Annotated in this window: 22 protein-coding genes; 4 read left to right on the top strand and 18 right to left on the bottom strand. The window is 61.8% G+C overall.

Translation table 11 applies throughout. From position 1 onward, the window contains the following. Window positions 1-478 precede the first annotated feature (478 nt). Window positions 479-1,732, top strand: coding sequence for an OprD family porin (locus tag ACZ5M5_RS07180; protein ID WP_060738817.1), 1,254 nt, complete (start codon window positions 479-481; stop codon window positions 1,730-1,732). A 206-nt stretch (window positions 1,733-1,938) separates the two neighbouring features. Here the strand turns inward: ACZ5M5_RS07180 and pcaC are convergent, their stop codons facing one another. The 11 genes from pcaC to pcaR all read right to left on the bottom strand — a co-directional run bounded on the left by pcaC (window position 1,939) and on the right by pcaR (window position 12,982). Continuing rightward, window positions 1,939-2,331 (bottom strand): 4-carboxymuconolactone decarboxylase, encoded by a 393-nt coding sequence (gene pcaC, locus ACZ5M5_RS07175; protein ID WP_092172689.1) that lies wholly within the window; start codon window positions 2,329-2,331, stop codon window positions 1,939-1,941. A gap of 10 nt (window positions 2,332-2,341) precedes the next feature. Beyond that, window positions 2,342-3,157 carry a 3-oxoadipate enol-lactonase gene (pcaD, locus tag ACZ5M5_RS07170; RefSeq protein WP_192262222.1) on the bottom strand — a complete coding sequence of 272 codons (816 nt, stop codon included), beginning with the start codon at window positions 3,155-3,157 and terminating at the stop codon, window positions 2,342-2,344. A gap of 12 nt (window positions 3,158-3,169) precedes the next feature. Next, on the bottom strand, window positions 3,170-4,534 hold the full coding sequence (locus ACZ5M5_RS07165) for a 3-carboxy-cis,cis-muconate cycloisomerase (RefSeq protein WP_464738822.1): 1,365 nt from the start codon (window positions 4,532-4,534) through the stop codon (window positions 3,170-3,172). 45 nt (window positions 4,535-4,579) lie between these two features. Beyond that, entirely contained in the window at window positions 4,580-5,878 is a 1,299-nt protein-coding gene (locus ACZ5M5_RS07160; RefSeq protein ID WP_464738821.1) for an MFS family transporter, read from the bottom strand. A gap of 331 nt (window positions 5,879-6,209) precedes the next feature. Beyond that, the gene (gene pcaG / locus ACZ5M5_RS07155) at window positions 6,210-6,776 is read right to left on the bottom strand and encodes a protocatechuate 3,4-dioxygenase subunit alpha (protein ID WP_464738820.1); all 567 of its coding nucleotides are present in this window, start codon (window positions 6,774-6,776) and stop codon (window positions 6,210-6,212) included. Between the two features lies 1 nt (window position 6,777). Further along, window positions 6,778-7,482 carry a protocatechuate 3,4-dioxygenase subunit beta gene (pcaH, locus tag ACZ5M5_RS07150; protein ID WP_464738819.1) on the bottom strand — a complete coding sequence of 235 codons (705 nt, stop codon included), beginning with the start codon at window positions 7,480-7,482 and terminating at the stop codon, window positions 6,778-6,780. Between the two features lie 37 nt (window positions 7,483-7,519). Beyond that, window positions 7,520-8,725, bottom strand: coding sequence for a 3-oxoadipyl-CoA thiolase (gene pcaF, locus ACZ5M5_RS07145; protein WP_176814202.1), 1,206 nt, complete (start codon window positions 8,723-8,725; stop codon window positions 7,520-7,522). Continuing rightward, window positions 8,722-9,501: a CoA-transferase subunit beta gene (locus tag ACZ5M5_RS07140; protein ID WP_053182625.1), complete on the bottom strand. Its 780-nt coding sequence runs from the start codon at window positions 9,499-9,501 to the stop codon at window positions 8,722-8,724. Before ACZ5M5_RS07140 ends, pcaF begins: the two co-directional genes overlap by 4 nt. Next, complete coding sequence (locus ACZ5M5_RS07135) at window positions 9,498-10,358, bottom strand: CoA transferase subunit A (protein WP_072409760.1); 861 nt, start codon at window positions 10,356-10,358, stop codon at window positions 9,498-9,500. Before ACZ5M5_RS07135 ends, ACZ5M5_RS07140 begins: the two co-directional genes overlap by 4 nt. Before the next feature lie 293 nt (window positions 10,359-10,651). Continuing rightward, window positions 10,652-11,998: a 4-hydroxybenzoate transporter PcaK gene (gene pcaK, locus ACZ5M5_RS07130; protein WP_464738818.1), complete on the bottom strand. Its 1,347-nt coding sequence runs from the start codon at window positions 11,996-11,998 to the stop codon at window positions 10,652-10,654. A gap of 141 nt (window positions 11,999-12,139) precedes the next feature. Beyond that, window positions 12,140-12,982 carry a pca regulon transcriptional regulator PcaR gene (gene pcaR / locus ACZ5M5_RS07125; protein WP_003184507.1) on the bottom strand — a complete coding sequence of 281 codons (843 nt, stop codon included), beginning with the start codon at window positions 12,980-12,982 and terminating at the stop codon, window positions 12,140-12,142. A gap of 575 nt (window positions 12,983-13,557) precedes the next feature. On the opposite strand from pcaR, the gene ACZ5M5_RS07120 reads away from it, so the two are divergent. Both ACZ5M5_RS07120 and ACZ5M5_RS07115 read left to right on the top strand, forming a co-directional pair. Next, window positions 13,558-13,758, top strand: a complete 201-nt coding sequence (locus tag ACZ5M5_RS07120; RefSeq protein WP_003184509.1) for a hypothetical protein — start codon at window positions 13,558-13,560, stop codon at window positions 13,756-13,758. Between the two features lie 366 nt (window positions 13,759-14,124). Further along, on the top strand, window positions 14,125-15,600 hold the full coding sequence (locus ACZ5M5_RS07115) for an inorganic phosphate transporter (RefSeq protein ID WP_060738827.1): 1,476 nt from the start codon (window positions 14,125-14,127) through the stop codon (window positions 15,598-15,600). A 255-nt stretch (window positions 15,601-15,855) separates the two neighbouring features. Here the strand turns inward: ACZ5M5_RS07115 and ccoM are convergent, their stop codons facing one another. The 3 genes from ccoM to ACZ5M5_RS07100 all read right to left on the bottom strand — a co-directional run bounded on the left by ccoM (window position 15,856) and on the right by ACZ5M5_RS07100 (window position 16,714). Further along, window positions 15,856-15,972, bottom strand: coding sequence for a cytochrome c oxidase subunit CcoM (ccoM, locus tag ACZ5M5_RS07110; RefSeq protein ID WP_025212288.1), 117 nt, complete (start codon window positions 15,970-15,972; stop codon window positions 15,856-15,858). Between the two features lie 144 nt (window positions 15,973-16,116). After that, window positions 16,117-16,278 (bottom strand): hypothetical protein, encoded by a 162-nt coding sequence (locus ACZ5M5_RS07105; RefSeq protein WP_003184513.1) that lies wholly within the window; start codon window positions 16,276-16,278, stop codon window positions 16,117-16,119. A gap of 94 nt (window positions 16,279-16,372) precedes the next feature. Further along, complete coding sequence (locus ACZ5M5_RS07100; protein ID WP_060738828.1) at window positions 16,373-16,714, bottom strand: hypothetical protein; 342 nt, start codon at window positions 16,712-16,714, stop codon at window positions 16,373-16,375. Between the two features lie 230 nt (window positions 16,715-16,944). Between ACZ5M5_RS07100 and rapA the strand changes: the two genes are divergently transcribed. Further along, window positions 16,945-19,791, top strand: a complete 2,847-nt coding sequence (rapA, locus tag ACZ5M5_RS07095; protein WP_060738829.1) for an RNA polymerase-associated protein RapA — start codon at window positions 16,945-16,947, stop codon at window positions 19,789-19,791. Between the two features lie 143 nt (window positions 19,792-19,934). Here the strand turns inward: rapA and ACZ5M5_RS07090 are convergent, their stop codons facing one another. The 4 genes from ACZ5M5_RS07090 to ACZ5M5_RS07075 all read right to left on the bottom strand — a co-directional run bounded on the left by ACZ5M5_RS07090 (window position 19,935) and on the right by ACZ5M5_RS07075 (window position 23,941). Beyond that, complete coding sequence (locus tag ACZ5M5_RS07090) at window positions 19,935-20,777, bottom strand: cache domain-containing protein (RefSeq protein WP_060738830.1); 843 nt, start codon at window positions 20,775-20,777, stop codon at window positions 19,935-19,937. 238 nt (window positions 20,778-21,015) lie between these two features. After that, window positions 21,016-21,891, bottom strand: a complete 876-nt coding sequence (locus tag ACZ5M5_RS07085) for an ATPase (RefSeq protein ID WP_103309400.1) — start codon at window positions 21,889-21,891, stop codon at window positions 21,016-21,018. Between the two features lie 106 nt (window positions 21,892-21,997). Further along, complete coding sequence (locus tag ACZ5M5_RS07080) at window positions 21,998-22,990, bottom strand: NAD-dependent epimerase/dehydratase family protein (protein WP_464738817.1); 993 nt, start codon at window positions 22,988-22,990, stop codon at window positions 21,998-22,000. 42 nt (window positions 22,991-23,032) lie between these two features. After that, complete coding sequence (locus tag ACZ5M5_RS07075) at window positions 23,033-23,941, bottom strand: LysR family transcriptional regulator ArgP (protein ID WP_464738816.1); 909 nt, start codon at window positions 23,939-23,941, stop codon at window positions 23,033-23,035. Window positions 23,942-23,998 lie beyond the last annotated feature (57 nt).

Genomic DNA, 23,998 nt, shown 5'->3' with positions numbered 1-23,998 from the left:
CCACCGCGAGGCGGCCTAGTAGCCGACCTGGTTCTTGGTGGGACCGCGTTTTCCCTGTGGGAGCGAGCTTGCTCGTGAAGAGGCCGGAGCATTCAACATCTTCAACGACTGTGCCATCGTCTTCGCGAGCAAGCTCGCTCCCACATTGGATCGGAGTCCAGATGCCAGAATCAGGTCGGCTGTCAGGCCGCCATCGCGAGTAAGCTCGCTCCCACAGGCTCTTCATCCAACCAATCGACCCTTTTTGCTGTTCGATAATCGCCCAAAACCCGCAAACGGCAATTGAACCGATCCCGGGCCGCCCTTCACCATCCCTCGCACAAAACCAATAACAACAGGTTCGACGCCATGCCCCTACGCCCCGCCTCGCCCGGCTGATCCCCGATCGCCCTGACCCCCCTGGCTCCACCCTTACCGCCTGAACTTCAAAACGTGCGGCAACGACCCGCTTCGTCCACAAAAAATAGAGACAACGCCCATGAAGCCCACACAGCACTTGTTCCCCAGCCTCATTGCCGTCGCCCTGAGCGGTACCGCCCTGCCAGTCCTGGCGGCGGAATCGGGGTTTGTCGAAGATGCCAAGGCCACGCTGAACCTGCGTAACTTCTATTTCAACCGCAACTTCACCAACCCGAACAACGCCCAGGGCAAGGCCGAAGAGTGGACCCAAAGTTTCATCCTCGACGCCAAGTCCGGGTTCACCCAGGGCACGGTCGGTTTCGGCGTGGACATACTGGGGATGTACTCGGTCAAGCTCGACGGCGGTCGTGGCACGGCGGGTACGCAATTGCTTCCGGTGCATGACGACGGTCGCCCGGCCGATGACTTTGGGCGCCTGGGCGTAGCCCTGAAGGCCAAGGTGTCGAAGACCGAATTGAAGGTCGGCGAGTGGATGCCAGTGCTGCCGATCCTGCGTTCCGACGACGGCCGCTCCCTGCCGCAAACCTTCCGTGGCGGCCAGGTGACCTCCACCGAAATCAACGGCCTGAGCCTCTACGGCGGCCAGTTCCGTGGCAACAGCCCGCGCAACGACGCAAGCATGGAAGACATGTCCATGAACGGCCGCGGTGCGTTCACCTCCGACCGTTTCAACTTCGGCGGTGGCGAATACGCCTTCAACGAAAAACGCACCCAGGTTGGCGTGTGGTACGCGGAACTGTCCGACATCTACCAGCAGCAATATTTCAACCTGACCCACAGCCAACCCATCGGCGACTGGACCCTGGGCGCCAACCTTGGCTACTTCATCGGCAAGGAAGACGGCAGCGCCCTGGCCGGCGACCTGGACAACAAAACCGCGTTCGCCATGCTCTCGGCCAAATACGGCGGCAACACCTTCTACGTCGGCCTGCAGAAAGTCGGCGGCGATGATGCCTGGATGCGCGTCAACGGCACCAGCGGCGGCACCCTGGCCAACGACAGCTACAACTCCAGCTATGACAACGCCAAGGAAAAATCCTGGCAACTGCGCCACGACTTCAACTTCGCCGCGGTCGGCGTGCCGGGCCTGACCCTGATGAACCGCTACATCAGCGGTGACAACGTGCACACCGCCACGGTCGACGATGGCAAGGAATGGGGCCGGGAAAGTGAGCTGGCCTATACCGTGCAGAGCGGCGCACTGAAGAGCCTGAATGTGAAGTGGCGTAACTCAACGATGCGTCGGGACTACAGCACCAACGAGTTTGATGAGAACCGATTGATCATCAGCTATCCGATCAGCCTGCTGTAGAAGCCAAACATGGATGGAGGTTGTACCACCGTCATCGCGAGCAAGCTCGCTCCCACAGGGATCAGTGCCGCGCACAAAATTTGTGCTCACTGAAGATCCAGTGTGGGAGCGAGCTTGCTCGCGATGGCGTCATCACATTCAACATCCCCATCAACTGAACCACCGCGATCGCGAGCAAGCTCGCTCCCACAGGGAATGAAGCCCACTTAATCCCGCGACTCGACGCCCAGTTCATCCCACACCGACTCAGCCAGGTGGAAGGTGGCGTTGGCTGCCGGGATGCCGCAGTAGATGGCGCTCTGCATGATCACTTCCTTGATCTCGCTGCGGCTCACGCCGTTGTTGGCGGCGGCGCGCAGGTGCAGCTTGAGTTCTTCGGCGCGGTTCATGCCGATCAGCATGGCGATGGTGATCAGGCTGCGGGTATGGCGCGGCAGGCCTGGGCGGGTCCAGATGTCGCCCCAGGCATGGCGGGTGATCATCTCCTGGAATTCGCTGTTGAACTCGGTCAGGGCATCGAGGCTGCGGTCGACGTGGGCATCGCCCAGTACCGCGCGGCGTACTTGCATGCCTTCATCGTAACGTTGTTTCTCGTCCACAAAGAACTCCTCAGGCGCGGCTGGAATCAAGCAGGAAATCCAGCACCCGGGTGCTGAACGCAGCGCCGGCCTGGACGTTGGACAGGTGCGCGGCGTAGAACTCGGCGTACTCGGCCCCACTGACCCGCTCCTGGATAAAGTGCCCACCCGACGGTGGTGTCACGGCATCTTCGGTGCCGGCGACCACCAGCAGTGGCACACGAATCGACGACAACTGCTCACGGAAATCGGCATCGCGTACTGCCGCGCAGTTGGCCGCGTAGCCCTGGGGCGATGTGGCAGCGAGCATGTCGGTGATTTTCTTCACCTTCGCAGGATGAGCCTCGGAAAAATCCGCGGTAAACCAGCGGGCGATCGAAGCATCACGCAACGCCACCATCGCATCCTTGCCGTCCCGCAGCACGGTTTCGATGCGCGGGTTCCACACCGACGGGTCGCCGATCTTGGCGGCGGTGTTGCACACCACCAGTTTGTGCAGGCGCTCGCCGGCATTGATCCCCAGCCACTGGCCAATCAGCCCGCCCATGGACAAGCCACAGAAATGCACCTTATCGATGTTCAACTGATCGAGCATCGCCAGCACGTCGCGTCCGAGCTGCTCGATGCTGTAGGGGCCTTCGGTGACCAGCGATTGACCATGGCCGCGCGTGTCGAAACGCAGCACACGAAAGTGTTCGCTGAAGGCCGCGACCTGCTCGTCCCACATGTGCAAATCAGTGCCCAGTGAGTTGGAGAGCACCAGCACCGGGGCGTCTTGCGTCCCGTCCAGTCGCCGCTCATCAAAACAATAGTTCAGATCGCCCTCGGCGAGTTTGACGAATCCCACAACAATCTCCTTTCAGGCGTTCAAGGCAAGGTGTTCGGCCACGGCTCGGACGACCCAGGTCTGGGCTTGTCCGAGGTAGTGCGCCGGGTCGAGCAGATGATCAATCTCGGTTGCCGATAGCTGCGCGGTGACCTGGGGTTCGTCTCCCAGCACCTCGCGTAGATGCCGCTGTTCGGCCACGGCGCGCTTGCAACATTGCTCCAGCAAATGATGGGCGGTATCGCGCCCGACACGCTGGGCCAGGACAATGCTGACGGCTTCGGCCAGCACCAACCCTTGGGTCAATTCCAGATTGCGGGCCATGCGCGCCGCATCCACTTCCAGCCCTTCGGCCAGCAGTCGCGCCTGTTGCAAGGCACCGGAGACCAGGCAGCAGATTTCCGGCAAGGTTTCCCATTCGGCGTGCCACAGACCCAGGCTGCGCTCGTGTTCCTGGGGCATGGCGCTGAACAGCGTCGACAACAAACCAGGTACTCGCGTCGCCGCACCGATCAGCACCGCCGCGCCCACCGGGTTGCGCTTGTGGGGCATGGTGGACGAACCGCCCTTGCCCGGGGCGGAGGGTTCGAAGGCTTCGCCGGCCTCGGTCTGCATCAACAGGCTGATGTCGCGTCCCAGTTTGCCCAGGCTGCCGGCGATCAACCCCAGCACCGCGCCAAACTCCACCAAACGATCACGCTGGGTGTGCCACGGCTGCTCGGGCAGGGTCAGTTGCAATTCGGTGGCCAAGGCTTCAGCGACTGGCAGCGCTTGGTCACCCAAGGCGGCGAGCGTCCCGGAAGCACCGCCAAATTGCAGCACCAGCAAGCGTGGCTTGAGCTCTTTCAAGCGTTGGCGACTGCGGGTGATCGCCCCCAGCCAACCGGCGATTTTCATCCCCAGGGTCACCGGCGTGGCGTGCTGCAGCCAGGTGCGTCCGGCCAGCGGTGTGGTGGCGTAGCGTTCGGCTTGTCGGGCCAGGATGGCGGCCAGTTGCGCCAACTCGCCCTCGATCAGGCCCAACGCCTGGCGCAGTTGCAGCACCAGCCCGCTGTCCATCACGTCCTGGCTGGTGGCGCCCAAGTGCACGTAGCGCTCGGCTTCGGCATCCTCGGCGGCGATGCGCTTGCCCAACGCCTTGACCAACGGAATTGCCGAATTACCGGCGCTGGCGATTGCTTCGCTCAACGTCGAAAAATCATAAAACTCGGCGCGACAGGCCTTTTCGATCGACGCCACGGCACTTTGCGGAATCAAGCCCACCCGCGCCTCGGCCCGGGCCAAAGCGGCTTCGACATCCAGCATGGCCTGGACCCGCCCCGCATCGCAGAACACCTCGCGCATGTCGCGGGCGGTGAAGTAGGCATCGAACAGCTGATTGCCCGGTCGTTCGCTCATAAACAGTCCTTGGGTGCGCCGGCCTCAAGGCCGGGCGCGGTTGGGTCAAAGGTCGTGGTGCAAATACGCCGGTTGCTTGGGCAGGCGCAGGCTGAACAGGAATGCCACGACCATCATCACCGTGACATACCAATAAAAAGCGTTTTCCATGCCTTGGGCTTTCAGGCTCAAGGCGACGTATTCGGCCGATCCGCCAAAAATCGCATTGGCCACCGCATAGGCCAACCCTACTCCCAGCGCTCGCACTTCAGGTGGAAACATCTCGGCTTTCACCAGGCCACTGATGGAGGTGTAGAAACTGACGATTGCCAGCGCCAGCGTGATCAGGATAAACGCCAGGAACGGGCTGCTGATGCTTTTGAGGGTCAGCAGGATCGGCACCGTGCACAACGCCCCCAGGGCACCGAACCAGAGCATGGAATTACGCCGGCCGATCTTGTCCGCCAGCATGCCGAACAACGGCTGCATGCACATGTACAGGAACAGCGCGCCGGTCATGATGTAGCTGGCGGTCTTGGCGTGCAGGCCGGCGGTGTTCACCAGGTATTTTTGCATGTACGTGGTGAAGGTATAGAAAATCAACGAACCGCCGGCGGTGTAGCCCAGCACGGTGACGAACGCGGCCTTGTGGTCGCGAAACAGCGCCGCGATGCTGCCAGCGTCCTTGTTCTCACGCATTTCCTTGCTGCTGGTTTCCTTCAGGGACCGCCGCAGGAATAGCGAAATCAATGCGGCCACGGCGCCGACCACGAACGGGATCCGCCAGCCGTAGGCACGCAGTTCGTCTTCGTTGAGAAACTGTTGCAGGATCACCACCAGCGACACCGCCAGCAGTTGCCCACCGATCAACGTCACGTACTGGAACGAGGCGAAGAAACCGCGCTGGCCCTTGAGGGCGACTTCGCTCATGTAGGTGGCGGTGGTGCCGTACTCGCCGCCCACCGACAGGCCCTGCAGCAAACGCGCGAACAACAGCAGCACCGGCGCCCAGACGCCGATGTCCTTGTAGGTGGGCAGGCAGGCGATGAGCAATGAGCCGAAACACATCATCAGCACCGAGATCATCATCGAATTCTTGCGCCCGTGACGATCCGCCACCCGGCCGAAAATCCAGCCACCGATGGGTCGCATCAGGAACCCGGCGGCGAACACACCGGCCGTGTTGACCAGTTGCACCGTCGGGTTGTCGGACGGAAAGAACGCCGGCGCGAAATAAATCGCGCAGAACGCGTAGACGTAGAAGTCGAACCATTCGACCAGGTTGCCGGATGAAGCACCGACGATGGCGAAGATGCGCTTGCTGCGCTCTTCACCGGTGTAGTGGCTGACGATTGGGGTGGCCATGGGTTATTCACTCGTTGGGGAATGGACAAAGTCTAGACACACTTCGTAACAATCCCGTTCCACAAACAGTCTTTCAAACGGTAGCGCCTATAGCGCCGCCATCGCGAGCAAGCTCGCTCCCACAGGGTTCATGCCATTGCTGTGGTCCTGTGGGTTCATACACTTCTGGGCTGGGTTCATATCCCCTGTGGCGAGGGAGCTTGCTCCCGCTGGCTTGCGCAGCAAGCCCAAAGCCGGCGACCCGGTGTATCAGGATGACCCCAGTGCCAGGTTTTGCGACTGCTTCGCAGCCGAGCGGGAGCAAGCTCCCTCGCCACAGGAAAATCATGACTCAGTAATCGAAGAACACCGTCTCGGCATCTGTGCCCTGAAGGATCACGTTCCACTGGTACACACCCGACGCATCAGGCTTGGCCACGATTGTGCCGCGACGTTCTTCGGGGACGCAGGCCAGCAGCGGGTCGGTTTCGTTGGCCTGTTCGCCGTCGAAATAGATGCGCGTGAGCAAATGCTTGACCAGCCCGCGAGCGAACACCAGCACCACCAGGTGCGGTGCCTGGATCGTGCCTGCCAGCCCCGGTACGGTGCCCGGCTTGATGGTGGTGAAGCGAAAACGCCCTTCGGCATCTACCGGCACTCGGCCGAAGCCTTCGAAATGCGGGTCCAGGGGTTTGTCCTGGTCGTCTTCCGGGTGGGCGTATTTGCCGGCGGCGTTCGCCTGCCAGACTTCCAGCATCGCGTCGTTGACGAACTGACCATTGCCGTCGACCACCTGCCCGGTGATCGCCACGCGTTGGCCGAGGGTTTCGGCGACAGTCAGGTCTTCGCGGTTCAGCCAGGTCAGGCCGATGTGGTAGTACGGGCCAACGGTGTGGGACGTGGTGGCGGTGAGCGTCATCTTATTTCTCCATCGGCGTGGCATCGCGGCCGCGCAAGACGATGTCCCAGCGATAACCGAGGGCGTAGTTAGGGATGGTTTTTTCCAGGTCGAAATTGGAAATCAGGCGTTCCTTGGCACTCGTGTCCGGCACGCAGTTGTAGATCGGGTCGTACTCCAGCAACGGATCGCCAGGAAAGTACATCTGCGTCACCAGGCGCGTCAGGATGCTCGGCCCGAACAGGGAGAAATGGATATGCGCCGGGCGCCAGGCGTTGTGGTGGTTGCCCCAAGGGTAGGCGCCAGGCTTGATGGTCTGGAACTGATACCAACCATCAGCATCGGTGACAGTGCGACCGGTGCCGGTGAAATTCGGGTCCAGCGGCGCGTCGTGGTTGTCACGGTCATGGTTGTAGCGACCGGCGGCGTTGGCCTGCCAGATTTCCACCAGGATGCCCGGCACCGGCTGACCGTGCTCATCCAGCACGCGCCCGTGAATGATGATCCGTTCACCCAGTGGCTCGCCGGCATGCTGGGCGGTCAGGTCGTAGTCCTTTTCCTGCACGCGGTCGGCGCCGACAGTCGGACCGGTGATTTCCGACAACGAATGCGGCAGGAACACCAATGGCTTGGACGGCGAGCGCAGGTTGGTGGACTGGTACGGCGGGTGCAGATACTCCGGCTGGGTGCCCGCTTGGGGGCGACGATAACCAGGCTTGTCAGTCATGAAGCATTCCTCGGTTTCTTATTAGTAGAGCGATGCGTCAGACGCGTTCGATGGCCAATGCCAGACCCTGGCCGACGCCGACACACATGGTCGCCAGGCCTTTCTTGCCGCCGGTCTTTTCCAGATGGTGCAACGCCGTCATCACCAAACGCGCCCCACTCATACCCAGCGGATGGCCGAGGGCAATGGCGCCGCCGTTCGGGTTGACCTGCGGCGCATCGTCCGCCAGCCCCAAATCACGCAGCACCGCCAGGCCCTGGCTGGCAAACGCTTCATTGAGTTCGATCACATCGAAATCGGCGACCGCCAGGCCCAGGCGTTCAGTGAGCTTACGTACCGCCGGTACCGGGCCGATGCCCATCACCCGTGGAGCGACGCCGGCACTGGCCATGCCCAGCACTTTGCCGCGAGGCGTCAGGCCATGTTTTTTCACCGCCTCGGCCGAGGCCAGGATCAGCGCCGCTGCGCCGTCGTTCACGCCGGATGCGTTGCCGGCGGTGACGGTCTTGTCCGGCCCGTTGACCGGCTTGAGTTTGCTCAAGGTCTCCAACGTGGTGTCGGCGCGAGGATGCTCGTCCTGCTCGACCACGGTTTCGCCTTTCTTATGGGCGATGCGCACCGGCACGATTTCTTCGGCGAAAAAACCCGCCGCCTGGGCCGCCGCCGTGCGCTGTTGGCTGCGCAAGGCGAAAGCGTCCTGGTCGGCGCGGGACACGGCGTAATCGTCGGCCACGTTGTCCGCCGTCTGCGGCATCGCGTCCACACCGTACTGGGCTTTCATCAACGGGTTGATGAAACGCCAGCCGATGGTGGTGTCTTCCAGCTTCATGTTGCGGGAGAACGCGGTGTCAGCCTTGCCCATCACGAACGGCGCACGGGACATCGACTCCACACCGCCCGCGATCGCCAGTTCCATTTCGCCGCTGGCGATGGCGCGGAACGCGGTGCCGATGGCGTCCATGCCCGAGGCGCAAAGACGATTGAGGGTCACACCGGGAATGCTCTGCGGCAGGCCCGCCAACAGCAGCGCCATGCGCGCCACGTTGCGGTTGTCTTCGCCAGCCTGGTTGGCACAGCCGAGGAACACCTCATCCACCGCGTTCCAGTCCACCGATGGGTTGCGTTCCATCAGCGCCTTGATCGGCACAGCCGCCAGGTCATCGGCGCGGACCGCGGACAAACCGCCGCCGAACCGACCGATGGGGGTTCGAATCGCATCACAGATATAAACGTCGCGCATCAGGCTTCTCCCGGTGCCTGGCCGTGGGCCGCCGCGGTGCGAGCTTCAAGGTCGCGCAGTGCACGCAGCTCCACCTCGGTCGGCTCGGCGGTGGTTTGCACCTGGTCGGCGAAACGGATCGCCCACCCGGTGGCCGCAATGACTTGCTCGCGGGTCACGCCGGGGTGCAGCGCGGTGACCACGAATTCATGGCTGCCGGCTTCCGGTTCCATGATGCACAAGTCGGTGATGATACCCACGGGCCCTGCGCCCGGCAGACCGAGACGCTTGCGCGAATCGCCACCTTCACCATGGCCGACCGAGGTGATGAAATCCAGCTTGTCGACAAACGAACGCGCCGACTGCTTGAGGATGATCAACACGCTCTTGGCCGAGCCGGCGATTTCCGGTGCGCCACCGGCACCCGGCAGGCGGACTTTCGGCTGATGGTAGTCGCCCACCACCGTGGTGTTGATGTTGCCGAAACGGTCGACCTGGGCCGCGCCAAGGAAACCGACGTCGATACGCCCGCCCTGCAGCCAGTAGCGAAAAATCTCACCGGTCGGTACGACGGTATCGGCGGTTTCCGCCAGTTCACCGTCGCCGATGGACAGCGGCAGCACGCTGGGCTTGGCACCGATCGGGCCGGATTCGTAGATCAGCACGACGTCCGGCGACGAGGTCAACCGCGCCAGGTTCGCCGCTTTCGACGGCAGACCGATGCCAACGAAGCACACGGCATTGTTTTTCAAGCGACGCGCCGCGGCGACGGTCATCATTTCGTTGGTGGAGTAGGTCATGGTTTCACCTGCGAAGCAGCTGCCAGTCTGGCCTGGAATTCACTGAAATCCCGAGTGCCGTGGATGTATTCGTTGATCCATGCGGTAAATGTCTCACGGTCCCGAGCGATCGGATCCCACGCCTGATAAAAGCGATTGTCACGCTCGGTGTAGCCGTGGGCGTAGGACGGATGGGCACCGCCCGGTACGTGGCACACCGCGCTCAACGCCCAGGTCGGCAGGACGCAGGCGTTCATCGGCGCATTCAGGTCGTCGACGATTTCTTCCACGGTGACGATGCAACGCTTGGCGGCCAGGGCGGCTTCTTTCTGCACACCGAGAATGCCCCACAGCAGCACATTGCCCTTGCGGTCGGCTTTCTGGGCGTGGATCACCGTGATATCAGGGCGCACCGAAGGCACGGCGGCCAATACTTCACCGGTGAAGGGACAGGTCACGCTCTTGATCAGCGGGTTGACCTTCGGCAGGTCGGAGCCGGCGTAGGCCCGCAACACCGCGAATGGCAGGCCGGAGGCGCCGGCGACGTAGGCGTTGGCCAGGTCGGCGTGGCTGTGCTCCTCGATCTCCAGCGGGTGCGGCCATTGTTTCTCCACGGCATCACGCAAGCGGTGCAGCGACCCGACGCCAGGGTTGCCGCCCCAGGAGAAAATCAATTTGCGAGCACAACCGGCGCCGATCAACTGGTCATAGATCAGGTCAGGTGTCATGCGCACCAGGGTCAGGTCTTTCTTGCCCTGGCGAATGATTTCATGACCCGCCGCCGTAGGAATCAGGTGAGTGAAGCCTTCGAGCGCGACGGTATCGCCGTCGTTGACGAATTGCTTCACCGCGTCGTGCAGCGAAAGGATTTCAGCCATGGGGCAGGCTCCCGTTTTCCAGTAGACCGACATGAAGAAAAAGGCGCGAGGTTAAGCGCCGGAGTGACTGAAGATTAAGCTGCGGGAAAAGGCCAAACAATCCGATAATCGACTGAGTGTTCGTTTATCGAACGGATTGTTGTTTGGCTATCGATATATCCCAGTACACAGAGATCCCTGTGGGAGCGAGCTTGCTCGCGATGGCGGTGGATCAGACAGGCATCACCCGCTGACACATTGCTATCGCGAGCAAGCTCGCTCCCACCGGGTTACTTACAGGCTTAAGCCCTGGCTCAGGTCGCATCCGCATGACTGACCATGCCTTTGATCACCACCGCCGCGGTCGCCAGGGCCGCCGGAATGACCAGGGCCGTCAGGACCTGCTCGAAGTTCCACCCCAGGCCCAGCAGGGTCGCGCCCATCCAGGCCCCGAGGATCGCCCCGAAGCGACCGATGCCCAGCATCCACGAGACGCCGGTGGCCCGGCCCTGGGTCGGATAGAAACGCGCCGCCAGGGAAGGCATCGCCGATTGCGCGCCGTTGACACACATGCCGGCCACCAACACCAGGGTGGCGAGCAAGGTGATGTTGCCCAGGCTCTGCCCCACCGCGTAGGCAAACAACCCGGCCATCAGATAGAAAAGGCCGATGACCTTGTGCGGATTGAACCGGTCCATCGCCCAACCGACGAAGACGGCACTCAACACACCACCGAATTGAAACAACGCGCCGATAAACGCGGCCTGTTCCATGCTCGCGCCGCTGTCGCGCATCAAGGTCGGCAGCCAGCTAGTCAGCAGGTAGACGATCACCAGGCCCATGAAATAGGTCAGCCACAGCAGCAAGGTGCCGGCGCTGTAGGTGCCGGAGAAAATCACCGCCAGCACGTTGCGGGCTTTCACGGTTTTCTGTTCCGGCACGCTGAAGCTCGTCGCTTGGGCAACCGTGTGTGGCTCGATCGGTGCCAGGGTCTTGCGCACTTTGTCGGTACCGCGATTGCGCACCACCAGGTAACGCGCCGACTCCGGCAGCCAGAACAGCAACACGACTGCCAGGATCAACGGCAGGATCCCGCCAATCAGCAGCAGGCTGTGCCAACCAAACGCCGGTATCAGCTTGGCGGAGATGAACCCGCCGCCGGCCATGCCCAGGTTGAAACCGCAGAACATGCTGGTCACCAGCAGGGACTTCTTGCGTTCCGGAGTGTATTCCGAGAGCAAGGTGGTGGCGTTCGGCATCCCGGCGCCTAAGCCCAGGCCGGTCAGGAAACGCAATACCAGCAATTGATCGACGCTGGTGCTGTAGGCCGACGCCAGGCTGAACGCGCCAAACAGCAGGACCGCGCCCACCAGTACGACTTTTCGCCCGAAGCGGTCGGCCAGCGGCCCGGAGCCCAGCGCGCCGAACACCATGCCGATCAGCGCGGCGCTCATCACCGGGCCGAGGCTGGCGCGATCGATACCCCAGTCCTGGGACAAGGCCGGGGCGATAAACCCCATGGCGGCAGTATCGAGGCCGTCGAGGAACACAATCAGGAAACAGAGGATCACCACCCGCCACTGATAGCGCGAAATGGGTTGGGCATTGATGAAGGACTGCACATCGAGGCAGTGGCCTACGGAGGTCTGGGGCTGGTTCATTTTATTTTTATTCCACGCAAGAAACGCAGGCGAACGAATCAGAGACCGGCGAAACACGCCGGATGACGCTGCGCGACATTAATGAGGCCAGGCAAATACCGTCAATTCATCGCCGCCGACTGTGTGCGTTTATCGAACAGCTTAAGTAAACAGTTGCGCGCTCAGGTCGCGACTGGCCCCCAGCAGGCCTGGCAGGAAGCGCTGTTCCAGCTCATTGCGACTGACCCGCCCGGCATGGGTACTGACGTTGAGCGCGGCCACCACTTGACCGGAAGCGTCGTACACCGGCACGGCAATCGAACGCAGGCCCTGTTCCAGTTCCTGGTCGACGATGCACCAGCCCTGCTGCCGCACCTGTTGCAGGCACTCGAGCAACGCTTCGGGTGTATGCAAAGTGCGGCTGGTCTTGGCTTGCAGGTCGGCGTGGTCGAGGTAGTCGCGCAGCGACGCATCATCCAGGGCCGCCAGGAGGATCCTGCCCATCGAGGTGCAATAGGCTGGCAGGCGCCCGCCCACCGACAGGTCAACCGAAATCAGGCGCTGGGTGGTGGCGGAGCGGGCGATGTAGAGAATGTCATCGCCTTCGAGCGTGGCCATATTGCAGGCTTCGTGCAGTTGCTCGCTCATGCGGTCCAGGTATGGCTGGGCAGAAACGGCCAAGGGGGTGGAGGACAGATAGGCGTGACCGAGGGTCAGCACTTTGGGCAGCAGCGAATAGGTGCGCCCGTCCGTGGTGGCGTAGCCAAGCTTGATCAAGGTATGCAGGCAACGTCTGACGGCGGCGCGGGGGATTTCCGTGCGGTGGCTGATCTGGGCGATGGTCAGGTGCCGCTTGCGCTCCTGGAAGGCCTGGACCACCGCCAACCCGCGGGCCAGGGACGTCATGAAATCGGGATCACCGGTCAGGGCCTGGATCCGCTTGGCCGGCGAGGCGACGATCGGTGGCGCTACGGAAGTGAAGGCATTGCGCAATTGGTCGTTCATGTCTGATCCTTCCCCGGGAGTGACGGCTATTCAAGCGGCTGCCCGACGGGCAAGCAAGGGCCGCCGGCCAAGATCGTTCGATTATCGAACCGTCGACCGATAATCGCAATCAGGCCTGGGTCCAATAGCGGCCTGCCGCGAACGCGATCGATAGTAAGTTTGCGGGAAACAGTGACACACGGTTTGACGTGACAACGTTAGCAATATTGAACTTGTCGGCGGGAATGGCATCTGGATAGCGGCATTAGCCGGTATCTTCTGCGAGCGGCAGTACAAGTTGCACATACAAACATGAGTTCACACAACAACAACGCCTTTTACTTTTTCCCGATAGTGTTATTCGGCTGGGCCGCTATAATGCAAAACAGCGACGGTACGGTCGATCGATCGTTCCCGTACGCAGGCATCGTGGTCACGACCCTGGTGCCCGAAGCACCTTCATGGTCGCTTCCCCTGTTTGGCAACAACGCGAAGCCTGATGCTACGTCAGCTGTCAGCTCTGGTGCCGTGGCCGTCTGCATGTCCACATGCAGTGCGTATCACCAGATTCAACTTCATTTAATTTAGGTAGAACTGTGACGAAAGACGAACTGCGCGCGGAACTTGAGCGCCAGGAACAACGTTACAAGGAAGTTTACGGCGGGGAGGTCACCACCTACGCCGCGCAACCTGAACCGGAACGCAAACCCTGGCGTAAGCGCGCCACCGTTCAGGACCAGGCCTTCACCCAGGAACTTCAGAAAATGGAAAAAGAACTCAAAGCCGAAGAGCAGTGACGCTCCGGGCCCGATGTTCTTGTGAAGAGGTCTCCGGTCGCCACCCTGGCCGGAAGCCATAGCGCACGCCCGCCATGAGCGGGCCGCCATCCGCTCTCCGTCCGACAATCGGGAAGGGTCATGGCCGACCTCCTTTTCAGATATTTCATACAATTTCTCGAGGCGTCCTACAATTGACGGCGATCCTGGCCGGATGCGCTTTGCGCCCCTGAATCAAGGGGTTACGTACCCCTCGGAAAACCTCGCGCTTGAGGCTTTCCTACAAATTATTTCGTTGAAGAATGTTACCGATGAGCAGGCAGTGCATCGATTACCGAGGTTTTCTGGCATAATCGCGCCCCCTTACGACCGGGTCAGAAAACCTTCATGATCGATTTATTCAGCGGACTGGATGCTTGGGTGCTTGTGAGCCTCTTGCTCGCCCTGGCTTTTGTCCTCGCCTTCGAGTTCATCAACGGCTTTCATGACACCGCTAACGCGGTTGCCACTGTTATCTACACCAAAGCCATGCCGCCTCACCTGGCGGTGTTCTTTTCCGGTGTGTTCAATTTCCTCGGTGTGCTGCTGGGCGGCGTGGGGGTGGCGTACGCCATCGTTCACCTGCTGCCCGTGGAGCTGCTGATCAATGTGAACACCGGACACGGGCTGGCCATGGTGTTTTCGCTGCTCGCAGCGGCCATTACCTGGAACCTGGGCACCTGGTACTTCGGTATCCCGGCATCCAGTTCCCACACGTTGATCGGTTCGATCCTCGGCGTAGGCCTGGCCAACGCGCTGATCAACGATATCCCGTTGGCCGATGGGGTGAACTGGCAGAAGGCGATCGATATCGGCGCCTCCCTGGTGTTCTCGCCCATGGCCGGTTTCCTGATCGCCGCCCTGGTGCTGATCGGCCTGAAATGGTGGCGCCCGCTGTCGAAGATGCACAAGACACCGGAACAGCGCCGCCAGATCGACGACAAGAAGCACCCGCCGTTCTGGAATCGCCTGGTCCTGGTGATCTCGGCCATGGCCGTCAGCTTTGTCCACGGTTCCAACGATGGCCAGAAAGGTATCGGCCTGATCATGCTGGTGCTGATCGGTATCGTGCCGGCGCAGTTCGTCCTCGACCTGGGCAGCACCACCTACCAGATCGAACGCACCCGAGACGCGACCCTGCACCTGAGCCAGTTCTACCAACGCAACAACGAGTCCCTGGGTGAATTCCTGGCGCTGGGCAAAAGCGTGGAAGGCGATCTGCCGGAGAAATTCCGCTGCAACCCGCAGCAGACCGAACCGACCATCAATGCCCTGCTCGACACGCTCAAAGGCGTGGCGGACTACCATTCGCTGCCGTCGGAACGACGCATCGAGGTTCGTCGCTACCTGCTTTGCCTGGACGACACGGCGAAGAAGGTCGGCAAGTTGCCGGGCCTGGCTGCTCGTGAGAAAGACGACCTGAACAAGCTGCGCAAGGACCTGACCGCCACCACCGAGTACGCTCCGTTCTGGGTGATCCTGGCGGTCGCCCTGGCGCTGGGCCTGGGCACCATGATCGGCTGGAAGCGTGTAGTGCTGACCATCGGCGAGAAGATCGGCAAGCAAGGCATGACCTACGCCCAGGGCATGTCGGCGCAGATCACCACGGCGTGCATGATCGGCGCGGCGAACATCTTCAGCCTGCCGGTTTCCACCACCCACGTCCTGTCCTCGGGCGTGGCCGGCACCATGGTCGCCAACAAGAGCGGCCTGCAAGGTGGCACCGTGCGCAACATCCTGCTGGCCTGGGTGCTGACCCTGCCGGCGACGGTGGCCCTGTCGGCCGGGCTGTTCTGGCTGGCATCCAAGGCCCTGGGCAGCTGACTCCTGCGGCTGACAAAAAAGGTGCGACCCTTGCGGGTCGCACCTTTTTTTATGCCCGAACACCCACCCCATGTGGGAGCGAGCTTGCTCGCGATAGCGTCAGGTCAGTCCATATCAATGGCGGCTGGAGCGCCGCTATCGCGAGCAAGCTCGCTCCCACAATGGTTTTGTGTGGGGCTGGAGAAATTTGTCCGAAAAAAAAGGGCGACCGAAGTCGCCCAAAATGCCTTGCGTGCTCGTTGTAGCTGGAAAGACCTACGGTTTTTTCCGCTTGTGTGCGTCTTTCCAGATGAATAATCCGAAACCTGCGAAAAACACGAACATGAGGCCGACCGTCAACACCCCGGCAAACACCACATTATCGAAAAACATGACTGGCCTCCTGGTCTTGCCCCTGTTGCGATGGGTTCAAGGTAACCAATCAGGCCTGGATGAAAATTGACCGGGGTCAATAACGCCCGCGACGGGGCGCAAAGCTGGGGAAATAACTGATCTGCATCAATGGATCGAGGGGGTTCAGCGCTTTTTCGGTTTGTTTTTCGGCTTTTTCTTGGGCTTACCCAACGGCATGGCCTGTTCGAAAGCCTGGCGGACTTCATTGAGGCGTTTTTCGTTGAGGTCGTGAACGCGCTTGGCGCGCTCGGCACTGAGGTCGATCAGCTTGTCGTCTTGGCTCATGGCGTGTGGGCATCATGCAGTGAATTGCGGATGCACCCATGATGCGGGCTGTTGGCGGCGTTGACCAGCCTGTGCGTGCAGGCAGACGCCTGGATCAGATCTGGATATCGACCCACAGGCCCTGGCGCGTCTCGTCGTCTATCAGCGGCACCACTGGCACAGTGTTGTCGGCGTTGAGCTCGGTACCCGGTACGGCGAGGTGAACTTCTGGGTCTTCATCGGCCTCGCGGCGGCGACGGTCGCGTTCCTGCTGGCGACGCTGCTCCTCGCGCAACAGCAGCGCGGTCTCTTCCGGGTCGCGTTTTTGCAGGTCAATGGTGCTTTCATTGGAGCTTTGCTGCACCGGGACCACGGGCGGTATGTCCGGTCGCTGGCGAACCGGATCCTGTTGAGCGGTGATGGGTACAGCGCTCAAAGGGAGCATGGGTGGCAACATAAAGTTCTCCTGTCTTCAGGTTGTCGGCGGTTAAAGTGGCAGCTTGAACCGCCGGTCCGAAACTTGTGACCCAGTTGGCAATTGCACCGTTCACCAGGGCCGAGCTTGTTTGATCGCTGGGCAAGCGTAAGTTCCGTGCCGTTGGTAATGAATCAGCGTACGTAAATCCTTTGGTCTGAAGGATCCTTCCGTTAAGATAACCGGCTTTTTCAAGGCGGGAGTCAGGCAGCATGGCGCAGCAGTATCAACCGGGGCAACGCTGGATCAGTGACAGCGAAGCCGAGCTGGGTTTAGGCACCGTTCTGGCACAGGACGGCCGCTTGTTGACCGTGCTCTATCCGGCCACTGGCGACACTCGCCAGTACGCGCTACGGAATGCGCCCCTCACCCGTGTACGGTTTTCGCCGGGCGATGTGATCACTCACTTCGAAGGCTGGAAAATGACCGTGCGCGAGGTCGATGACGTCGATGGCCTGCTGGTCTACCACGGCCTCAACGGGCAGAACGAAGTCGTCACCCTGCCCGAGACTCAACTGTCGAACTTCATCCAGTTCCGCCTGGCCAGCGACCGTTTGTTCGCCGGCCAGATCGACCCGCTGGCCTGGTTCTCCCTGCGCTACCACACCCTGGAACACACCAGTCGCCAGTTGCAATCTTCGCTTTGGGGCCTGGGCGGCGTACGTGCCCAGCCCATTGCCCACCAACTGCACATTGCCCGTGAAGTGGCCGACCGCATTGCGCCGCGGGTATTGCTGGCCGACGAAGTGGGCCTGGGCAAGACCATCGAGGCCGGCCTGGTCATCCACCGTCAGTTGCTGTCCGGCCGCGCCAACCGCATCCTGATCCTGGTGCCGGAAAACCTCCAGCATCAATGGCTGGTGGAAATGCGTCGGCGCTTCAACCTGCAGGTCGCGCTGTTCGACGAAGAACGCTTCATCGAAAGCGATGCCAGCAACCCGTTCGAAGACACTCAACTGGCCTTGGTGGCGTTGGAGTGGCTGGTGGACGATGAGAAGGCCCAGGACGCGCTGTTCGCCGCTGGCTGGGACCTGATGGTGGTCGACGAGGCCCACCACCTGGTGTGGCACGAAGACCAGGTCAGCCCGCAATACGCCCTGGTCGAGCAGCTTGCCGAAACCATCCCAGGCGTGCTGCTGCTCACCGCGACCCCGGAACAACTGGGCCAGGACAGCCACTTCGCCCGCCTGCGCCTGCTGGACCCGAACCGCTTCCATGACCTCAAGGCCTTCCGCGCCGAGAGCGAAAACTATCGCCCGGTGGCCGAAGCCGTGCAGGAGCTGCTGGACAAAGGCCGCCTCTCGCCCGAAGCCCACAAGACCATCCAGGGTTTCCTGGGGAACGAAGGCGAAGCCTTGCTGACCGCCGTCAATGATGGCGATGTCGAAGCCAGCGCCCGCCTGGTGCGCGAACTGCTGGACCGTCACGGCACTGGCCGCGTGCTGTTCCGCAATACCCGCGCCGCTGTGCAGGGCTTCCCCGAGCGCAAGCTGCACGCCTACCCGTTGCCTTGCCCGGACGAATACCTCGAATTGCCGTTGGGCGATCACGCCGAATTGTACCCGGAAGTCAGCTTCCAGGCCCAGCCGGACGCCAGCGAAGAAGAACGCTGGTGGCGTTTCGACCCGCGGGTCGAGTGGCTGATCGACACCCTGAAGATGCTCAAGCGCACCAAGGTGCTGGTGATCTGTGCCCACGCCGAAACGGCCATGGACCTGGAAGATGCCTTGCGCGTGCGCTCCGGCATCCCGGCCACGGTGTTCCACGAAGGCATGAACATCCTGGAGCGTGACCGTGCGGCGGCCTATTTCGCCGACGAAGAGTTTGGCGCCCAAGTGCTGATCTGCTCGGAAATCGGCAGTGAAGGCCGCAACTTCCAGTTCGCCCATCACCTGGTGCTGTTCGATCTGCCGGCGCACCCGGACCTGCTGGAGCAGCGTATCGGCCGCCTGGACCGGATCGGCCAGAAGCACACCATCGAGCTGCATGTGCCTTACCTGGAAACCAGCCCGCAAGCGCGACTGTTCCAGTGGTATCACGAAGCCCTGAATGCCTTCCTCAACACCTGCCCGACCGGCAACGCCTTGCAGCACCAGTTCGGCCCGCGCCTGCTGCCCTTGCTGGAAGAAGCCGACGATGGCCAGTGGCAAGCGCTGATCGACGAGGCCCGTGCCGAACGCGAGCGCCTGGAAGCCGAGCTGCACACCGGTCGCGACCGTTTGCTGGAGCTCAACTCCGGCGGTGCCGGTGAAGGCGATGCGCTGGTGGAGGCCATTCTCGAGCAGGACGACCAGTTTGCCCTGCCGATCTATATGGAAACCCTGTTCGACGCCTTTGGTATCGACAGCGAGGACCATTCGGAAAACGCGCTGATCCTCAAGCCGAGCGAAAAAATGCTCGACGCCAGCTTCCCCCTGGGCGACGACGAAGGCGTGACCATCACCTACGACCGCAACCAGGCGCTGTCGCGCGAAGACATGCAGTTCATCACCTGGGAGCACCCGATGGTGCAAGGCGGCATGGACCTGGTGCTGTCCGGCTCCATGGGCAACACCGCGGTGGCGCTGATCAAGAACAAGGCCCTCAAGCCCGGCACCGTGTTGCTGGAGCTGCTCTACGTCAGTGAAGTGGTCGCCCCGCGCTCGCTGCAACTGGGCCGCTACCTGCCGCCGGCCGCCCTGCGCTGCCTGCTGGACGCCAACGGCAACGACCTGGCCGCCCGGGTCTCGTTCGAAACCCTGAACGACCAACTCGAAAGCGTGCCCCGCGCCAGCGCCAACAAGTTCATCCAGGCCCAGCGCGACCAGCTCACGCCACGGATCAACGCTGGCGAAGAGAAGATCGCCCCGCGCCACGCCGAACGCGTGGCCGAGGCCCAGCGTCGCCTGGCCGCCGATACCGACGAGGAACTGGCCCGCCTGACCGCCCTGCAAGCGGTCAACCCGACCGTGCGCGACAGCGAGCTGGTGGCCCTGCGCCAACAGCGCGAGCAAGGCTTGGCGATGCTTGAGAAGGCGGCGTTGCGCCTGGAGGCGATTCGGGTGCTGGTGGCGGGCTGATTGCCACCGTCTGAAGGCTGTTGGGATTCACCTGTGGCGAGGGAGCTTGCTCCCGCTGGGTTGCGTAGCAGCCCCCTTTTTTGGGGAGCGCTGCGCACTCCAGCGGGAGCAAGCTCCCTCGCCACAATGTCCAGCGCCTCGCATCAAGGACTGTAATACCCCACCGCCACCAGGAAATGCCCGACCTTCTTCAGGTACGCGTGTTTATCCTCGACCTTGCCGGTCACCGGATTCTTCCAGCGGTACTCGTACTCTCCCTCGCCCTGTTTCCCGATCAACGCCAGGATCGGCTCGCCCACCGGTTTGCCATCCGGGTCCTTGACCTTGGCGAAGTCGGTATTGATCAAGCGCAAATTGGTGCCATGGCCGACATAGCGCCGGGTATCGAGGTCGACGACAAAGACATACAAGTCATCCTGCAGGTAACCGCCCTTGAGGGAGTTGACCGCCGTCAGCGTGGCCTTCTCGTTTTTCAGCAGGTCATTCGAGGCCTTGTCCAGCAACGCCCTGGCCTGTTCGGCGGAAGCCCGGGGCAGGTAGTAGCCGACAGCCAGGATTCGCTCGCCGACACGCTGGAAATACACATGCTTGCGCTCGACCTTGCCGTCCGTCCAGTTCTGCCAGCGGTACTCGGCTTGCTGGATGCCACTGGCCTCGGGGGTTTTCAAGGCGTCCTTGAAGGCTTTGCGCAAATCCGGCCCCAGCACGTCGGACACGTCCCGCCCGATCAACGCCTGGGACGGCCCGCCGCTGGCGAGCATCACACCCTGGGTATCCACCACGAACACGTAGCGATCCTTGTCGACGAATTCCCCTTGGCGACTGAACGCGGCAAAGGCTTTGTCGCCGTTGTCGTGGTAATAGGCCAAGGCCTTCTCCAGCAGCGCCCGGGCCGCCTGGCCATCGTCCGCCGTGGCCGCCTGGGCCTGAGCCAGCCCCAGCATGAGCATTGCACCCAGCCAGGCCATCCTGTGAAAAAAACCCATGCGTGCGCCCCTCGTTCTTGTTGGTGTTTCAAGAGCGTAGACGGCGTGGGGTGATGTTGGAGTATTCAGGGGATTGCTGGGGAGCCTGGTGAGTCAGTGGGTATTGATATTGACTGACAGGATGTCATCGCGAGCAAGCTCGCTCCCACATTGGAGGGTGCTGACCCTGTGGGAGCGAGCTTGCTCGCGATAGCGGCGGCACATTCAGAAATGATGCGCACTGGCGCGCACAAACGGCTTATTGAGCCCCAGCGCGGAGTTGCTGCTGCAAGTTCTGGATCTGCGCCTGCAAGGTGTTGATGTTACGGGTGACCTGACCGCGGAAGGCGTCGAACTCGGCCGTGTTGCCGCCCTTGTCCTGCTGGCTCTTGAGCACGATCACGTCCTGTTCCAGGCGGTCGATGGCAGAGTTTGAGGTGGCTCTTTTCAGGGCGGTGATGTCAGCACCGATGCTCTTGAGCTGGGCATCCAAGGCACCACCCTCGCCCTGGCTCTTCAGGGCGGTCACTTCAGCCACCAGCGCCTTGACCTGGGCCTGGAGTTCCTTGTTGGACGCTTGCAACTGCGTGTTGGTGTTCTGCTGTTCCGAGGCCTGGGCGATGAGTTGGGCCAGTTCCTTGTCCAGGTCGGCAGAGGGGCCGAACGTGGCCTGCTGTAGTTTGTACTGCTCCTGCAGCTTGCCGTCGAACTGCCGCCCCTGTTCCTGCAGCTTGGTGTCCAACTGTTTGATCTGCAGCTTCAAGGCTTCACTGTCGCTCATGACGTTGGACTGCCCGGCGACCACCTTGCCGGAAATGTCCTGCAAGCGCCCCGCCGCATCCTCACTGATCCGGGCGAAGCTTTCCTGGGTCGCCACCAACTGCTGCTCCATCAGGGAAATCTGCTGGAAGCTCCACCAGGCCAGGAAACCGAATGCACACAGCAGCGCGCCGACCAACGCCCACAGCGGCCCGGTGCTGGCCCCCTTGACCTTGGCCGCGGCAACGGGCGCCGGGCGCGCTTGCACGTGGGGCTGGCGGCTGGGCATGAAATCATCGTCATCGGGAATGTCGGCCCGCATCCGCAGGCTCGGTACATCATCGAAGTCGTCGTTGGCATCGTTACGCATGGGCATGGTTCGACCTTTGGGAAACCGATAATGGCTTGATGCGGCGAGTATAACCCTCTCGCCCGCCGCACCGATTGACCCCGAACCTGGCACTCGGTTCATGATGGGCCGATCAGCGGGCTGTTTGGACACCCCACCAGGCGCAAAATTCATCGAGGGCGGTCCACAGGCTGACCTGCGGATCGTAATCGAGATAATGCCGGGCGCGACTGATATCCAGGGTGAAATTTTTGTTCATGACCTGCATGCCCAGGCGCGACAGCGTCGGTTCGGGGCGGCCCGGCCACAATTTGCAGACAACTTCATTCAGGGCCGCGACGCTGTAAGCCAGACCGTAGGAACGATAACGTCGGACCTGTGGGACTTCCATCTGGCGCATCACATAATTGACCACATCCCACAGCGGAACCGGTGCGCCGTTGCTGATGTTGTAGGCCTTGCCCAAGGCTGAATCGGTGGCCAACAGGCTGCTGAGCAACGCTTCGTTGAGGTTCTGCACACTGGTGAAGTCCACTTTGTTCAACCCGTTGCCGACAATGGCCAGTCGGCCCTTGCGCTGCATTTTCAGCAGGCGCGGGAAAATGCTCATGTCACCGGCGCCGGTCACGAAACGCGGGCGCAGGGCCAGCACTTCGAGGCCGAACTCCTGGGCGCCGAAGACTTTCTGCTCGGCCAGGTACTTGGTGGCGGCGTAAGGGTGCTTGAAGCGCTTGGGCACCTGTTCTTCGGTCAACCCGAGGTGGTCACGGCCGTCGAAGTAAATGGACGGCGAGGACAGATGAACCAGGCGGCGCACCTTCTGCTTGAGACAGGCTTCGACAACATTTTCCGTGACTTGGACATTGCCCTGGTGGAAATCCTGATAGCGGCCCCACAGCCCCACGGAGCCGGCGCAATGCACCACGGCCTCGACATCCAGGCACAGGTCGCGGGCCAGCAGAGGGTCGTTCAGATCGCCTTGGACGAACTGCGCACCACGACGCACCAGGTGTTCCACGCTCTCGGCCCGGCGACCGGTGACCCGTACATCCAGGCCCTGCTCCAGGGCGAAACGCGCAAAGCGCCCGCCAATGAAGCCGCTCGCGCCGGTGACCAAAATCTTCATGCATGCTCCTAAAAATCAGATTCGAGCTACAAGCCACAAGCTTCAAACCAAGCGCTTTTCACTTACCGCTTGCAGCGTGCTGCTTGCCGCTGCGATCAATCGCTCAGTCAATAAGCCGAGCAACTGCCCACCATTGCGCCAATGATGCCAGTACAGCGGCACATCGATCGGTTTATCTGCCAACAATTCCACCAGCACGCCTCGTTCCAGCTGTTCGCGCACTTGCAGCTCTGGCACCAGCCCCCAGCCCAACCCCACCTCGGCAAGACGGATGAAACCTTCGGACGAGGGGCATAAATGATGCTCGAAACCGCCCTCCACGCCCACGGACGCAAGGTAGCGATGCTGCAGGAAATCATCCGGGCCAAACACCAATGCCGGCGTACGAGCCAGTTGATCGGCCCGCACGCCGTCGGGAAAGTGCCGGGCGATGAAGGCCGGGCTGGCCAACGCCCGGTAACGCATCGCCCCCAACAACACGCTGCGAGCCCCCGCCACCGGGCGTTCGCTGGCGCAGACACAGGCCGCCACTTCACCGGCGCGCATGCGTTTGAGGCCCACGGTCTGGTCTTCTACCACCAGGTCGAGCAACAGGTGATGGTCGGCGCAGAAATCTCCCACGGCAGCGGCCCACCAGGTTGCCAGGCTGTCGGCGTTCAAGGCGATGCGCAGACGCTCCGGCAGCCCCTCTTCATCCAGCGCCGGCACCAGGCTCTGCAGGTCGCGCTCAAGCAGCCGCACCTGTTGCACGTGGTTGAGCAACCGACGGCCGATTTCCGTGGGCGCTGGCGGTGTGGCACGCACCAGAACGGGCTGCCCGACACGCGCCTCCAGCAGTTTGATCCGTTGGGAAATGGCCGATTGCGACAAACCCAGCACTTGGGCCGCGCGCTCGAAACCGGCCTGCTCGACCACGGCGGCCAGGGCAGAAAGCAATTTGTAATCGAACATCAGTTTCTCTAATGAGCAATCAGCAATATTGGTTTTTCTTATACAGCTCGCCACAGG

The organism is Pseudomonas sp. Van50, from assembly GCF_055390755.1.
This window is presented reverse-complemented; position numbering and strand designations above follow the sequence as displayed.

What these genes read in the sequence shown, in the direction of transcription:
- ACZ5M5_RS07180 (WP_060738817.1), top strand. Translation starts at nt 479, where the DNA reads ATGAAGCCCACACAGCACTTGTTCCCCAGCCTCATTGCCGTCGCCCTG.
- ACZ5M5_RS07165 (WP_464738822.1), bottom strand. Translation starts at nt 4,534, where the DNA reads ATGAGCGAACGACCGGGCAATCAGCTGTTCGATGCCTACTTCACCGCC.
- ACZ5M5_RS07160 (WP_464738821.1), bottom strand. Translation starts at nt 5,878, where the DNA reads ATGGCCACCCCAATCGTCAGCCACTACACCGGTGAAGAGCGCAGCAAG.
- pcaG (WP_464738820.1), bottom strand. Translation starts at nt 6,776, where the DNA reads ATGACGCTCACCGCCACCACGTCCCACACCGTTGGCCCGTACTACCAC.
- pcaH (WP_464738819.1), bottom strand. Translation starts at nt 7,482, where the DNA reads ATGACTGACAAGCCTGGTTATCGTCGCCCCCAAGCGGGCACCCAGCCG.
- ACZ5M5_RS07140 (WP_053182625.1), bottom strand. Translation starts at nt 9,501, where the DNA reads ATGACCTACTCCACCAACGAAATGATGACCGTCGCCGCGGCGCGTCGC.
- ACZ5M5_RS07135 (WP_072409760.1), bottom strand. Translation starts at nt 10,358, where the DNA reads ATGGCTGAAATCCTTTCGCTGCACGACGCGGTGAAGCAATTCGTCAAC.
- pcaK (WP_464738818.1), bottom strand. Translation starts at nt 11,998, where the DNA reads ATGAACCAGCCCCAGACCTCCGTAGGCCACTGCCTCGATGTGCAGTCC.
- pcaR (WP_003184507.1), bottom strand. Translation starts at nt 12,982, where the DNA reads ATGAACGACCAATTGCGCAATGCCTTCACTTCCGTAGCGCCACCGATC.
- ACZ5M5_RS07115 (WP_060738827.1), top strand. Translation starts at nt 14,125, where the DNA reads ATGATCGATTTATTCAGCGGACTGGATGCTTGGGTGCTTGTGAGCCTC.
- ccoM (WP_025212288.1), bottom strand. Translation starts at nt 15,972, where the DNA reads ATGTTTTTCGATAATGTGGTGTTTGCCGGGGTGTTGACGGTCGGCCTC.
- ACZ5M5_RS07105 (WP_003184513.1), bottom strand. Translation starts at nt 16,278, where the DNA reads ATGAGCCAAGACGACAAGCTGATCGACCTCAGTGCCGAGCGCGCCAAG.
- ACZ5M5_RS07100 (WP_060738828.1), bottom strand. Translation starts at nt 16,714, where the DNA reads ATGTTGCCACCCATGCTCCCTTTGAGCGCTGTACCCATCACCGCTCAA.
- rapA (WP_060738829.1), top strand. Translation starts at nt 16,945, where the DNA reads ATGGCGCAGCAGTATCAACCGGGGCAACGCTGGATCAGTGACAGCGAA.
- ACZ5M5_RS07090 (WP_060738830.1), bottom strand. Translation starts at nt 20,777, where the DNA reads ATGGGTTTTTTTCACAGGATGGCCTGGCTGGGTGCAATGCTCATGCTG.
- ACZ5M5_RS07085 (WP_103309400.1), bottom strand. Translation starts at nt 21,891, where the DNA reads ATGCCCATGCGTAACGATGCCAACGACGACTTCGATGATGTACCGAGC.
- ACZ5M5_RS07080 (WP_464738817.1), bottom strand. Translation starts at nt 22,990, where the DNA reads ATGAAGATTTTGGTCACCGGCGCGAGCGGCTTCATTGGCGGGCGCTTT.
- ACZ5M5_RS07075 (WP_464738816.1), bottom strand. Translation starts at nt 23,941, where the DNA reads ATGTTCGATTACAAATTGCTTTCTGCCCTGGCCGCCGTGGTCGAGCAG.